We start from the raw sequence: 12814 nt of genomic DNA on the forward strand, positions 1-12814 counted from the left end.
GCACTACTATTCGACCGCCGAGGTCGACGAGCAGCTCAAGCGCCCGGTCGTGCAGGCGCTCAACGCGTTGTGCCGCTTCCGCAACGAACTGCCCGCGTTCGACGGCGAGTTCGCGTACGCGGCCGACCTTGGTGCGGTGCAGCAGGTCCATGTCGTTGACGCCCGCGAGCGCGCCGACGTAGTACACCTGCGGCACGCCGGGCAGGAAGAACTGGACGGCGCGCGTGGCGATGTAGTGCTGGTCGTTGCAGCCGAGCGCGGAGTAGTACGTGCTGTTGACCTGGTACAGGTCGAGGTTGGACGCGGCCGCGCCGGTCGCCGCCTGCGATTCGCCGTGCGTGTTCCGGTGGATCGTGTTGACGAGATTGTCGACGTCCTCGTCGGGCACGAGGCCCTTGAGCGAACGGTCGAGCTGGTCGGAGCCGATGTCGATCACGCCGATGCCGTCGTGCGTGTCGAGCACGGTGACGGCGTTGTTCGGGCGCACGTCGACCCAGTGGGCGAGCGCGTCGGCGCGACCGGTGAAGATCGAGTGCAGGAGCAGCGGCGGCAGGGCGAAGTCGTACACGCGGTCGACCTTGTGCGCGATCTCGACCTGCTTCTTGTAGTACGAGTGGACTTCGATGAGCGTTTCGAGCCCGCGCGATTCCGCCTCCTGCTTGATGCGCTCGATAAGCTGGAAAGACTTCGGGGTCATGAAGCAGCTGGAATGGTTGTCCTTGGCGCCGTAGCCGACCGCGTCGAGTCGGATCGACTTGACGTGGCTCTCGGACAGGTGGTTGAGGATGGACAGCAGGTAGTCCCAGCCTTCCTTGGAATCGGTGTCGATGTCGACCTGCTGCGGCGTGAACGTGGTCCACACGAGGCGCGTCTTGCCGGCCCACGTGTAGTGGGTGAACGGCAGGCCCGGGCGCGGGCGGTAGATGCCGGCGAGCTGCTCTTCGGTGGCGCCGTCGGGGAAGACGGAACTCATGGTGAGGAACATGTGGTAGTACGGGCTGTTTTCGCCGTTCTTCATGACATCTTGGAACTGCTTGGATTCCCAGCTCATGTGGTTGACGATCGTGTCGACCATGATGTCGTGGGTCTTGGCGAGTTCGGCGACATCATCCCAGTCGCCGAGGCGCGGGTCGACCTGCGTGTGGTCGATCGGGTCGAAGCCGGCGTCGGCGCCGTCGAACGGGGTAAAGAACGGCAGGATGTGCACGCCTTCGTACACTCCTTGGAAGCGGGTGCGCAGGATGTCGGTGAGCGACGTGATGGTGCCGTCGCCAAGGCGATCGGCGTATGTGATGAGTTGGACCTTGTTCTTCATGGGACCTCCTTCTATTGACTGGTCTCAGTGCCGTTCCTTGGTCTCCCCCAAACGGCCAGTCCATTGTATCGAACCGGTTCGAGAGTGTCAAAAGTGCCCTGCGATCCGCATCGCGCATTATGGGAAAGGGGCAGAGCGGGGCGTATTGCGCTCAGTTTTGCGCGGCCCCATAGCTTTGCACAGCAAAACGGATAGACCCTCGCCGGATTGCACCGCTGAGAACCACCTCAACGAAGCAAAACAACGAAAGTCCACCCAATTCACCACGCTCAGAATGCTTAGCGCGGCAAATCGGATAGACCTTCGGAGAAATACCCCGTTGGGAACCACCCCAGCGAAGCAAAACACCGAAGATCTATCTAATTCGCCACGCTAGGAACGCCCAGCACAGCAAAACGGATAGATCATCACCGAATCACCCCGCTGAAAGCCACCCCAGCGAAGCAAAACGACGAAGGTCTATCCGATTCGCCACGCTAGGAACGCTTAGCGCGGAGAATCGGATAGACCTTCGTAGAAGTACCTCGCTGGAGACCTCGTCAGCGGAGCGAATCGGAGAAGATCATCCGATATGCCCCGCGGCAAGCCACCAACAGTGCGGCCACGCAGACGTAACGGTCAGCGGCAGCTGCGGCGACGCATCAGGATGATGATCGCGACCGACACAAGCACCGCTGCGGCGGCTGCCGGCAGGATGATGGCGGCACCGGTGTTGCCGATCGGCGGCTTGTTGGTGGTCGTCGTGCTCGTCGGAGGCGTGTTGTTCGACGGCGGGGTGCCGGGCGTGTCCGGTGGGGTGCCGGGCGTATCCGGAGGCGTCGTGGGCGGGGTCGTCGGCGGGGTTTCCGGCGGCGTGGTCGGCGGAGTCGACGGCGGCGTATACGTGTTCGTGATCGTCAGTACGTCGTTCTCGCGGTCCACGAGCACCGTGTAGTCGTCCGGCACGGTCTTCTCGACGACCTGCCAGTCGTGGCCGGCCGGCAGGTCGGTCCACTCATACGTCCAGTTGTTCGACTCGTTCAGTTCGACCTCGTCGTACACCTTACCGTCCTGCAGCAGCTGCAAGACGATCTTCTTAGGCCGCACCTTGTCGGAATCGTTCTTCCAGACCTTGACGACCTTGCGCTTCACGGTTTCGGTCGGCGGCGTCGGCGTGGTTGAGCACGAGGACTTCGCGTTTACCGTAACATCCATCTGCTGCGTGGTGCTGCCGTCCTCATTGGTGACGGTCAGCGGCAGCGGGATCATCGACGGCGACGCCGTGCACGACAGCGAACCGTCGTTATAGTAATCGAACAGCAGCAGATACAGGCCTTCGGCCAAACCGCTGAACGTCACGACGCCGTTGCCGTCGGTGTCGCCGGTCGCCAACGGCGTGGGCTTGTGCTGGGCGATCAAACCCTGCAACGCGGTGATCGCCTGACGGTACAGGTACGCGGACGTATTGCCGTCGTCGTTGATCGTCGATCCACTGATCTTCGTGAAGTCGATGTCCGACCACTTCAGCGGATACTGATCGTTGTCACTGAACGGCTTCACCAGATCAAACCCTGTGCCAGCATTATTCCAATTGGCGATGTGATACAGGCTCGCATGCACGCCGGCCACCGGCGCATCGCCGTTCTTGTACACGGCCGTAATCGAACCATTCCCGGTGACGGCCGCAGTCTCGTCGGCAACCGCCGTCAGCGGCATCATCGTCAGCAGGCAGCTGCCGAACGCAAGCGCCAACGAGCAGATCATGGCGACGATGCCGGTCATGCAGTGCGCGTTCAGCGTCCATGCGCCGCGCCTGGCGCCGCGTTTCCCAGCACGAGCGTCGGTCATAGTAGTCTTCATCGTTTCCTTGCTTCACTCTTTCGCATTCGCCCCGCGCGCAGGGGGCGTCTCTGCTCCAACGCCCCCAGTCTACGCCTCACCCCCTATGTTCGGCCTCGTTTGGCGCAAGTTGCCGCAAAGCCGTCACGGTACGGCCCGACGTGCGACGAACGCATGAGCGCACGGTCACGCAGACCGCGCCGCCATGCAGACGAACGGCGAAGAGCTCACATCTGCCGCGCGTTGTCGATGAGCGCGGCCTTGAGGTCGGATTCGATCTGGCGCATCTTGACCTGCGCGGCCTCGCGGTTCGCCTTGCCTTCCTTCTGGATCTGCACGGTTTCGCGCAGCGTGGCGATGAGTTCGGAGTTGATCTTCTCGAGCGTGTCGATTTCGATGACCGACCGCTGGTTCGCCTTCTCCGCGTCCACGGCCCCGCGGTGCAGCGCTTCGGCGTTGCGCGAGAGCAGCTTGTTGGTCACGTCGTCGGCCTTGTTCTGCAGGTCGAGCGCGGCCCGCTGGTTGGACAGGCCGAGCGCGATCACCATCTGCGACTTCCACACCGGGATCGTGGTGGAGATCGTCGTGTCGATCTTGTCGACGATGGTCTGGTCGGCGTTCTGGATGATCTTGATCTGCGGTGCGGTCTGCAACGTGACGACGCTCACGCGGTCGAGGTCGTCGAGCCGCTTGGCGAACCGGTCGAGTTTGGACTTGAAGTCCTTGAGCACCTGCGCCTGCATCGCGTCGCCGCTCTTGGCCGCCTCGGCCTCGAGCGCGGGCAGCTGGTTCGCGTTGAAGTCGGCGAGCGCCTTCTTGCCGGCGAGCACGGTGAGCTTGAGTTCGCGGTACTGCTGCGCGTTCTGCTCGTACATGGTGTTGTACATGGCGATGTCGGCGACGAGCTTGGCCTGTGCCTTCTCGAGTTTGGTGATGATCTCGTCGATCTGCGCGTCGACCTTCTGGTAGCGGCGACGCAGTTTGTCGATGGACACGGCGACCTGACCGATGATCGGGATCTTGCGGAAGCCGCCGAGTTCGGCTTCGTCGATGGTGGTGAGCATGGTCGCGAGCAGGTCGCCGGCCTCGCCGGTGTCCTTGGAGCGCGTTTCGGACAGGATTTCGTCGGCGAACGTGGAGGTGGCGCGCTGCACGTCCTTGCCGTACGACGACTCGATGCCGTCGCGCGTGAAGTCGATGTTGCCGGCGAGCTGCGCGATCTGCTGCTGGTCCGCGGCCGGCAATTTGGCGATCTGCTGGTCCGGCGTGAGCGCCGCCTCGGCCTTGGCCTGATCGGCGGTCGGCACGAGAGAGCCATTCGGATCGGCGAGCGTGGTTGCGACGGATGCGGACGATGCGGTTGCGCTGTTGCCGCCCGCCAGGTCCGCGAGCGTGAGTTGCTTGTTCATGGTTGGTTTCCTTTCTGTCGTTGCCTTTTCGTTGCCCCGTTGCCCCCGTTACCCCCGGGTTGAATCGAGCAGTTTGATGATGGCCTGCATGGCCGTGTTGTTGGGCAGTTCGGTCACGGCGGTCACCTGTTCGAGGGTGCCGGGCACGTTGAACCGCTTGATGGAGTCGGTGCCGGCGAAGTTGGCGGCGCGGAATCCGTGGCGCTCCCATGCGAGCTTCTGCACGTCCTTGGATTTCAGGAGCTTCAGCAGCTGCTGTCCCTTGTCGTCGAGCGCGATGAACGTGTGCGTGCTCCACACGGTCGGCGTGGGGTACATCATCACCACGTCGTCCTTGACCTGCTTGAACGCGTCCGGCTGGTTCACCGCGAGGTCGAGCAGCTGCGATTCGTAGCCGACCATCATGGGTTTGGAGCCGACGCCGAGCGTCAGGAACTGGTTGAAGCTGTCTTCCGAACTGGTTTCCATCCAGCCGGATTTCTCGAAGATCGCGCGGATTTTGTCGGTGTCGCGCGACACCGAGTCGATGGTGGCCGGCTGTCCGCCGTTGAGCACGGTGGCGACGAGCGCCGCGTATTCGTTGCCGGAGTTCGATTTGACCGGGTCGGTCGAGTCGATGCGGAACTGCCCGTAGCCGTTCTTGTAGCCGACGTCGGCCCACGTTTTGTTGTTGACCATCGCGTCGACGGCCTTGGCCATGTCCATGTGGTACGCGCCGCCGTCCTTGCTGACGATGCCGCTGCCGGTAAGCGCGTCCGCGACGGCCTTGTGCGTGTAGATCACGATCGGCGAGTTGAACACGATGTCCGAGTTCGACGTGTCGACGCCTTGCGCCTTGCCGTATTCGACGGCCGCGCGCGACGACGGGAACAGATAGTCCATGCCCTTGCGGTCGGCGTCCATCATGGCGAGCGATCCAGCCTTGCGATAGTTGACTTTGAGCCCGGACTGCTCCGCCAGCGCGGCGAACTTGTCGTCGTCGAACAGGCCGATTTTCTCGCCGCCCAGATAGCCGTTCACCTGCGCGATTTCGACCGGTTTCGGCTGGGCCTGCCGCCAGACGATCGTGCCGCCGATGATGGCGACGACCGCGAGCAGCGCGATCAGTCCGATGATTTTCGCTTTGGTCGGTTTCATGGCTTCCTCTCCCCCGCTCCTGCGCCTGTACGCCCGTCCTCCGGCGCGGCCGGACGATCGGACGGCAATGCAGCCGGCGATGCGGCCGGCAACGCGGCATCCGGCTCGGCCGGCACGTGTCCGTCATCGTCGTCCGGCGTCGCGTATCCGTCCATGCTGGCGAGACGCTGGATCGCCTCGGAATCGGCCGCGATGCCGAGCGTTTTGGACGACACCGCGCGCGACAACTCGCCAGCGGCCGTGCGTTCGAGCACCTGCAGCGCCTCGACGGTCTCCCGCTGCGCGACGGCCAGCTGGTCGCGCGCGCCGGACTGTTCGACGTCGACGTACGACTTGAGCAGTTTCGCGGTCTGGTCGCCGTACACGTTCGTGTAATGCCGCAACGTCGCGTACGCGCCCGTGTCCGTGCTCACGTAGCGCGTCAGATCGCGGGTCGCGGCGATGAAATCGTCGGCTTCGGAGCGCACCTGCGGATCGCGCACCTGCCGCGCGAGCATGCCGATGCGGTTGAGCATCGTGTTCGCATCGTCGATCGCGGCCGCGGCCTTCTGCCCGTTCGGCAGCGCGGACACGACGACCTTGCCGAGCCGACGCTCGGGCTGCAGCAGCGTCGATCCGGCGACGTAGCCGAGCGCGGCGCACACCGCGCCGAGCCCCAGCCCGATCAGCCCGCCGCCGGCCAGCCAGAACGCAAGGCCGGCGAGGCCAAGCCCGATCACGAATCCCGCGACGATGCCGATCATCAGTTGAATCCCTTGACTTGGCGGAATACGGCCGCGAGGTCGCCGCTGCGGCCGTCGAACACCTTCGCGTTGCTCAGCTTGGCGAGTTCGTTGAGCTGCGACGGGTCGGCCTCGCCGAACATGATCGAGAAGATCGGCAGATCGCGGCCGGACGAACGGTATCGGCTTTCGAACGACGACTTGTCGAGCGTTTCGGACTGGCCGTCGGTCATGAGCACGATCGCGGTCGTGTAGTCGCTCAGGTCGTTCGGCAGGATGCTGAGCGCCGAGCTCAGGCCGTCGTAGATGTTCGTGCCTCCGGTCGCGGCGCGGTCCTCGGCCTGCCTGAGCAGGTCGCCGGTGTCGGTGCCGCGCGCGGTGACGGGCGTTTCGGCGGCGGACGAGAACGGAATGAGCACGTTGACGTCCTCGCTCGACGGTTCGATGTGGTAGCGGGCGGATTGCGTCGGATCGAGCGCGGAGGTGAGGCCGCGCACGACGCCGTCCTTGCCGTCGCCGCTCATCGAACCGGAGTAGTCGACGACCCAGATCGTGTAGCTGGGCTTGCGCAGTTTCGTCTGGTACACGGTGAGCGCCTGATCGATCACGCTTGCGGCGGGCAATGCGATGGTTTTCAGCGTGTCCGCGCTGGTACTGATGCCCCATTCGGCGCGGAACGACTGCTTGACCTGATCGTCGCTACCGTATGCGAGCGTGCCGCCGAGACCGGTGCGACGGCCGGCGCGTTCGAACAGCAGCTTGGCGTCCTTGGAACTGAGCGCTTTTTGGAATTTGGCGAACGCGTCGTCGAGATTCTGCCCGCGGTCGACGTAGCCGAGCGGCGAGTCGGAGACGGCGATGCCGTCCGCCGGGTAGATCGCGACGAGCGGGTCGTGGCCGGCCTTGTCGAGCTGCTTGTCGGCTTGGATGACGAGCGATTCGTAGTTGACCATCGAGTCGAAGCGGTCGGGGTTGGCAACGACCATGTCCTTGAGCCAGTCGGACGAGCCGGACGAACGGTCCACGCCCTTGAGCAGGGCGGCGACCTGATTCGTGAGCTTCGCGTCGTTCAGGTCGGCGGCGGTGAGCGGTTCGTCGCGGCCGGTGAGCGCGGTCATGAACGCGAGGTACGCGGACGCGCCGGAGTTCGACTGCGTGGCCGACGTCATCGAGAACTTGAGCTTGCCGGACGACACGGCGGCGAGGATGTCGGCGGTTTTGACCGGCGTCGTCTTGCCGGACGAATCCGCCCAGCCGAGCTGCTCGGCCTTGGACTTGGCGATGCCGAACACGATCGGCGTGGTGGACGTGCTGGCCGCGTCTTTGACGATGTGCTTGGTGTCGCCCATCGAAATCCACATGGAGGAGGCCGGCCAGACGGCATCGTACTTGTCGCCGCCGTTCTTGAGCGCGCCCATGATGTCGAGCGAGCCCATGTAGTTCATGGTCACGGCCACGCCCGAATCGTCGACGGCCTGCTGGATCGCGTCGGCGACTTCCTTGTTCTCCGAACCGGACGCGATGTTCAGCGTGGCTTCGGCCTTGCCCTTGGCCGGTTCGAACGTTTGCACCTTGTCGGAATCGGCGCCGTTCCCGCCGTTCGAGCCGCCGTTGAACGACACCGAGCAGGCGGCCAGCATGCCGAGCGAGGCCACGGTGGCCGTCACGGCCGCAATCGCGCGGCGCGCCGCGGCCATCATGCCGGGCGCGCGGCGAACACGAACGGCGCACGCCTCATCGTCGCCCTCGCTGCCGATATCGCGGGCATCGCAACGCATCTCGCGGCCCTTCCCGCGACTGTCATCGTCCACTACGTTGTCCTGCGAACCCTCGCATATTCCACTCATACCACCATTGTGGAATACCGGTTCATCCCCGCCACCGCCAACACCTGAACACATGGTGAACAGTACATTACGTTTCGTCTCCGGCAACGTTGCCGCCTCCCGCAACTATCCACAACAATTGTGGACGGACACGCCGAATGTGGACAACTCGGACCATTCGACCACATACCCCGGTTCAGCTTGCCGACGGGTCATGAATGCGATTACGCTTCAGCGCATCGCGCACACGCCATCGACAAAGGAGCCAAGATGACTAATCACCGCGACGCATATAGGCGCACGACCACACAAACGACAACCAAGGTTGCGACATGAGCTATGATAATGAACAGCCGATCATCCTCAACAGCGCGCGCAAAGCGCATACCGCCAGGGGAATCACCATTCCGCCGGTGCCGGATGACGTGATCCTGCACGCATATGCGCACGGCGAGGATGTCGGAGTGAACGCACGCCGAGATCCGCCGACCTACATGGTGGTCGGCCCGGATCCGCAAGGCAACCGACTCTATGAGATCGGTTACTTTGAAGCTCCTTACGGAGCCGACACCGGCAGGATCATGATCTGCCATGCTATGCCGGCACGGCACAGCTACCAAGAACGGTATTGGAACGCGATTCGGAGGTGAATGATGGCACCAAAGCAAAGCAGGCAAGACGGCGCACCACCGTTCGACCGGGCGTACTATGAACGACTCGGCGAACATATCGACGAGGAAATGGAGTCAGGGGATTATCCCGAACCAGTCGACGTGTCCGACGACCCCAATCCCGGTGCCAGACTCAAGCGTCTCGTCTACCAGAAGCAGGTCTTCGAGCAGGAGAACAAACGCCAGACGCGCATCATCGTGGATGAACTGCGCCGACGCGGCGAATCATGGAACGCCATCGGCAAGCTCATGAACATCAGCGGTGAGGCGGTGCGCAAGCAGTACAGCCCCGAAATGCGCGCCCAATAACCGCTCTTCACCTTGTGAGGCGTATGTGCTGTGTATGTGCTGATACGTCCGCCGTTTCGGCATCGCGCGCAGCGCGATTCCGCTCGTTCAGCGCACGAGGAAGACCATGGCGAGAATCATGGCGAAGCCGGCGAAATCGGCGGGGGAGAAGACCTCGCCGGTCCATGCCACGGACGTGACGGTCGCGGCGACCGGCTCGCTGGTGCCGAGCATCGTCGCGCGCATCGAGCCGACGCGCATCATGCCGGCCAGGTACAGGCCGAACGCGCCGAACGTGCCGATGACTACCGTGTACGCCATGAGCAGCAGGCCGAACCAGTCGAGCTGCGGCGCGGTGGCCCACGGCCGCACGATCGGCAACAGCACAATGCCGGAAATCACGAACATGATCCCATTCACCGTCATGTTGCCCCACCGCGCGATCAGCTTGATCGGCATGATCGCCATCGCGGCGGTCGCGAACGCGTTCACGAGCCCCCAGAACAGGCCGATCGGCGGCAGTTTCAGCGTCGACAGGTCGCCGCCGGTCGCCAGCAGCACGACTCCGGCGAACGCGAGCGCGACGCCGACGCCCTCGCGCATGTTCGGCAGCCGACGGCCGCGCAGGCACACGTACGCCAGCACGAACAGCAGGTTCAATGATTGCAGCACGGTCGCCGTGCCCGCGTTCGTCGCATTGATCGAGCACAGATAGGCGACCTGCACGAGCAGCACGCACACGAGCGCGCTTGCGACGAGCTGCGGATATGACCGGCGTTCGCGCAGCGCACCGACGAGCAGCGGCCGCTGTTTCGGCGAGGCGGCCGCGAAGGCGATGAACATGGCGCCGGCGAGCAGTTCGCGCACGCACGCGATCCACAGCGGGTCGGCATGGTACGTGCCCATGAGCATTTTGGAAATGGTCGCGTTCGTGCCCCACATGATGCCGCCGACGAGCACGAGCGCGGCGCCGACGAGCAGGTCCTTCGGCGTGCGCTCGAAGGACGGGGCCGGCTTCTTGGCCGCGCCGGCTCCGTCGATCGCGCCGGACTCGCCGCCGGACCGGTCGGCGCGATCGATGTTGCCGGTATTGCCGGTGTTGCGTTGCTGTGTGTCAGGCATATCAGTCACGTTAGTCGCTCAGTGGTTGCTCAGTGGTCGTTTGACGGCCGCGCTCAGTCGACGAACACGTATTCACTCAGGCGGCGCATGGCCTCCTGCACGCGGCTGAGCGGCAGCGCGAGGTTCATGCGGATCGCGCACGGCGCCTTGAACATCGTGCCGTCCTGCCAGGCGACGCCCACGTCCCAGCCGCGCTTTTCCAGCTCGGACAGCGTCACGCCGTGGCGTGCGCACCACTGCGAGCAGTCGAGGAACAGCATGTACGTGCCCTGCGGCTTGGCGAGCGTCACGCCGTCGAAGTGCGACGTGATGTAATCGTACGCATAGTCAACGTTCGCAGTGATCGTCGCGCGCAGCTCGTCGCACCAAACGCGACCCTCCGGCCGGTACGCGCCGATGAGCGCGTGCATCGACAGCACGTTCATGTCGTTGTAGTGCGGCTTGGTGCCCTTGGCGACGATGCGGTCGCGCAGATACCTGTTGTAGATGATGTGGTAGCTGCCGACGAGTCCGGCGAGGTTGAACGTTTTGCTCGGCGCGTAGAACGCGGCCGTGCGGTTGCGCGCGTCGTCGCTGACCGACTGCGTGGGGATGTGCCGGTGGCCGGCGAGGATGATGTCCGACCAGATTTCGTCGGAAATCACGACGCAATCGTTTGCCTGGTACACCTCCATCGCGCGTTCGATCTCCCAACGTTCCCATACGCGGCCGGTCGGGTTGTGCGGGCTGCAGAACACAGCGACGTGGATATTGTGCTCCTTGATGCGCCGGTCCATGTCGTCGAAGTCCATGCGCCACACGCCGTCGGCGTCGCGCTTGAGCGGGCTGTGGACGATGCGGTAGCCGTTGTTTTCGATGCAGTGCGTGAAGCCGATGTAGGTCGGGCTGTGCAGCAGCACCGCGTCGCCGGGGGCCGCGAACGACGTGAGCGTGGAGATGACGCCGCCCAGCACGCCGTTTTCGTAGCCGATGTGCTCCTTGGCAAGGCCGGTCACGCCGTTGCGGTCGCGCTGCCAGTTGATGATCGCGTCGTAGTATTCGTCGGTCGGCGTGAAATAGCCGAACGCGGGGTGCTTCGCGCGCTCGATGATCGCTTCGGTGATGGTCGGCACGGTCGGGAAGTTCATGTCGGCGACCCACATCGGGATCACGTCGAAGCCGGGCTTGGGCGGGTCCGGCGCGAAGCCCGGGTCCTGTCCGAGACCGTCGACCGCGATGGCGTCCTTGCCGTGGCGATCCATGATCGTGGTGAAGTCGTAGGTCGTCATGCTCGTCCTTTCGTCACTCTGCCCGTTGTCTGTTGCGCGCCGCTCGTCACGCACCCGGCCCGATCCCGCATTGAATCGAGCGCAAAACGATACGTAGCTTAGTAACCTGCGCCGCGCGCCACGCCGCCGCCGGCCGGCATCATCGCGCGGTTCAGTCGGCGACGGCGATTTCGGACGAGCCGTAGAAGTCGAGGATCTGCTTGAGATACGGGGCGATCGTGTCGTTCGGCATGCTGAAGATCTCGTGCAGCGAGTTGGGGAACCGGACCAGCCGAGCATTACCGCCGCCTTCCCTGACGTGTTCGACGAACCGGTTCTGCGGCTCGTTGAGCACCCACACATCGCGGCCGGCCTGGAACAGCAGGATCGGCGTTTCGATGTTTGCGCATGCGCTCGGCCGCAGCACGGCGTGCGACATGCGCAGCGCCTGGCGCACCCATTCGAATGCGGCCGCGTTGGTCTGGTAATGCTCGTCGTCGCAGCGGCACCGGTGGAACCAGCGCACGCGCGCGTCGGACGCGCCGGGATGGTCCTCCGGCTTGAACGTCTGCTCGAACGGCCCCTGGCCGAACACGGCGCGACGGCCGAGCCCCACGCCGCACATCACTTCGGCAAGACCGCGGGCCAGCCAGTTCGGGATGCCGGTGGCGGGCGCGATCATCGGGCAGGAGAGCACGGCCTTGTCGAACAGGGTCGGATGCTGTTCGAGCACGGCCGCGCCGATGCCGCCGCCCATCGAATGGCAGAACAGGTTGAGCGGCTGGCCGTCGGCGTACTGCTTGCCGACCGTGTCCGCGAATTTCGCAAGATCGGCCACGTAGCGATGCCAGTCGTCGATCCACACCAACCAGTTTTGGTCGACGTCGCGCGCGGAGTAGCCGTGGCCGCGATGCTCCATCATGCACACCGAATAGCCGGACAGCAGGAAATACCAGATGAGTTCGGCGTATTTGCGCGTGAACTCAGTGAACCCGTGCGAGATGACGATCGCGCCGCGGAAGATGCCGGTCGCGTCGTCCTCGCGCAGCGCGTCGAATTTGGCCGAGTCGTAGCACACGTAGTGCAGCTTGCCGGCGCGCGACGGCAGCCCGTCCGCTTCGGCCGGCTCCATCCACCCTTCGGCGCGGCACTGCGCCAGAGCCGGCAGCACACGGCCCTCCATGATCTCGGCATACCGGTTCTCGTCGATCAGCTTCACGTTCATGCCACCATGCTACCCAACGATCAGACGCCCAAAA

The 12814-nt window shown here is 64.1% G+C and carries 11 protein-coding genes; 2 read left to right on the plus strand and 9 right to left on the minus strand.

Annotation, left to right across the window (positions count from 1 at the left end; translation table 11 throughout):
* The 6 genes from gtfA to KIH79_RS10210 form a co-directional block, all read right to left on the minus strand.
* A partial coding sequence (gtfA, locus tag KIH79_RS10185) for a sucrose phosphorylase (RefSeq protein ID WP_219059264.1) occupies positions 1-1315 on the minus strand: 1315 nt, incomplete at its 3' end.
* A 618-nt stretch (positions 1316-1933) separates the two neighbouring features.
* Positions 1934-3154 (minus strand): Cna B-type domain-containing protein, encoded by a 1221-nt coding sequence (locus KIH79_RS10190; RefSeq protein WP_219059265.1) that lies wholly within the window; start codon positions 3152-3154, stop codon positions 1934-1936.
* Positions 3155-3360: 206 nt separating this feature from the next.
* On the minus strand, positions 3361-4542 hold the full coding sequence (locus KIH79_RS10195; protein WP_236023797.1) for a toxic anion resistance protein: 1182 nt from the start codon (positions 4540-4542) through the stop codon (positions 3361-3363).
* A 48-nt stretch (positions 4543-4590) separates the two neighbouring features.
* On the minus strand, positions 4591-5679 hold the full coding sequence (locus KIH79_RS10200) for a substrate-binding domain-containing protein (RefSeq protein WP_219059266.1): 1089 nt from the start codon (positions 5677-5679) through the stop codon (positions 4591-4593).
* Entirely contained in the window at positions 5676-6422 is a 747-nt protein-coding gene (locus KIH79_RS10205; protein ID WP_236023798.1) for a 5-bromo-4-chloroindolyl phosphate hydrolysis family protein, read from the minus strand. The genes KIH79_RS10200 and KIH79_RS10205 overlap by 4 nt, the downstream gene beginning before the upstream one ends.
* Positions 6422-8248 carry a vWA domain-containing protein gene (locus KIH79_RS10210; protein ID WP_236023799.1) on the minus strand — a complete coding sequence of 609 codons (1827 nt, stop codon included), beginning with the start codon at positions 8246-8248 and terminating at the stop codon, positions 6422-6424. Before KIH79_RS10210 ends, KIH79_RS10205 begins: the two co-directional genes overlap by 1 nt.
* A 311-nt stretch (positions 8249-8559) precedes the next feature.
* Here KIH79_RS10210 and KIH79_RS10215 point away from each other — a divergent pair, with 311 nt between their 5' ends.
* A complete protein-coding gene (locus KIH79_RS10215) occupies positions 8560-8877 on the plus strand; it encodes a hypothetical protein (protein ID WP_219059267.1) in 318 nt (105 codons plus the stop codon).
* A gap of 3 nt (positions 8878-8880) precedes the next feature.
* On the plus strand, positions 8881-9207 hold the full coding sequence (locus tag KIH79_RS10220) for a hypothetical protein (protein WP_219059268.1): 327 nt from the start codon (positions 8881-8883) through the stop codon (positions 9205-9207).
* An 87-nt stretch (positions 9208-9294) separates the two neighbouring features.
* Here KIH79_RS10220 and KIH79_RS10225 read toward each other — a convergent pair whose 3' ends face one another.
* From KIH79_RS10225 to KIH79_RS10235, 3 genes are all read right to left on the minus strand, one after another.
* Positions 9295-10308 carry a DMT family transporter gene (locus tag KIH79_RS10225; protein ID WP_219059269.1) on the minus strand — a complete coding sequence of 338 codons (1014 nt, stop codon included), beginning with the start codon at positions 10306-10308 and terminating at the stop codon, positions 9295-9297.
* Between the two features lie 53 nt (positions 10309-10361).
* Positions 10362-11576, minus strand: coding sequence for a MalY/PatB family protein (locus KIH79_RS10230; protein WP_219059270.1), 1215 nt, complete (start codon positions 11574-11576; stop codon positions 10362-10364).
* Positions 11577-11727: 151 nt separating this feature from the next.
* A complete protein-coding gene (locus tag KIH79_RS10235; RefSeq protein ID WP_219059271.1) occupies positions 11728-12780 on the minus strand; it encodes an alpha/beta fold hydrolase in 1053 nt (350 codons plus the stop codon).
* Positions 12781-12814 lie beyond the last annotated feature (34 nt).

It is taken from the genome of Bifidobacterium miconis, assembly GCF_019331735.1.
Taxonomy (GTDB): Bacteria; Actinomycetota; Actinomycetes; order Actinomycetales; family Bifidobacteriaceae; genus Bifidobacterium; species Bifidobacterium miconis.

What these genes read in the sequence shown, in the direction of transcription:
- KIH79_RS10195 (WP_236023797.1), bottom strand. Translation starts at nt 4,542, where the DNA reads ATGAACAAGCAACTCACGCTCGCGGACCTGGCGGGCGGCAACAGCGCA.
- KIH79_RS10210 (WP_236023799.1), bottom strand. Translation starts at nt 8,248, where the DNA reads ATGAGTGGAATATGCGAGGGTTCGCAGGACAACGTAGTGGACGATGAC.
- KIH79_RS10225 (WP_219059269.1), bottom strand. Translation starts at nt 10,308, where the DNA reads ATGCCTGACACACAGCAACGCAACACCGGCAATACCGGCAACATCGAT.
- KIH79_RS10200 (WP_219059266.1), bottom strand. Translation starts at nt 5,679, where the DNA reads ATGAAACCGACCAAAGCGAAAATCATCGGACTGATCGCGCTGCTCGCG.
- KIH79_RS10235 (WP_219059271.1), bottom strand. Translation starts at nt 12,780, where the DNA reads ATGAACGTGAAGCTGATCGACGAGAACCGGTATGCCGAGATCATGGAG.
- KIH79_RS10220 (WP_219059268.1), top strand. Translation starts at nt 8,881, where the DNA reads ATGGCACCAAAGCAAAGCAGGCAAGACGGCGCACCACCGTTCGACCGG.
- KIH79_RS10215 (WP_219059267.1), top strand. Translation starts at nt 8,560, where the DNA reads ATGAGCTATGATAATGAACAGCCGATCATCCTCAACAGCGCGCGCAAA.
- KIH79_RS10205 (WP_236023798.1), bottom strand. Translation starts at nt 6,422, where the DNA reads ATGATCGGCATCGTCGCGGGATTCGTGATCGGGCTTGGCCTCGCCGGC.
- KIH79_RS10230 (WP_219059270.1), bottom strand. Translation starts at nt 11,576, where the DNA reads ATGACGACCTACGACTTCACCACGATCATGGATCGCCACGGCAAGGAC.
- KIH79_RS10190 (WP_219059265.1), bottom strand. Translation starts at nt 3,154, where the DNA reads ATGAAGACTACTATGACCGACGCTCGTGCTGGGAAACGCGGCGCCAGG.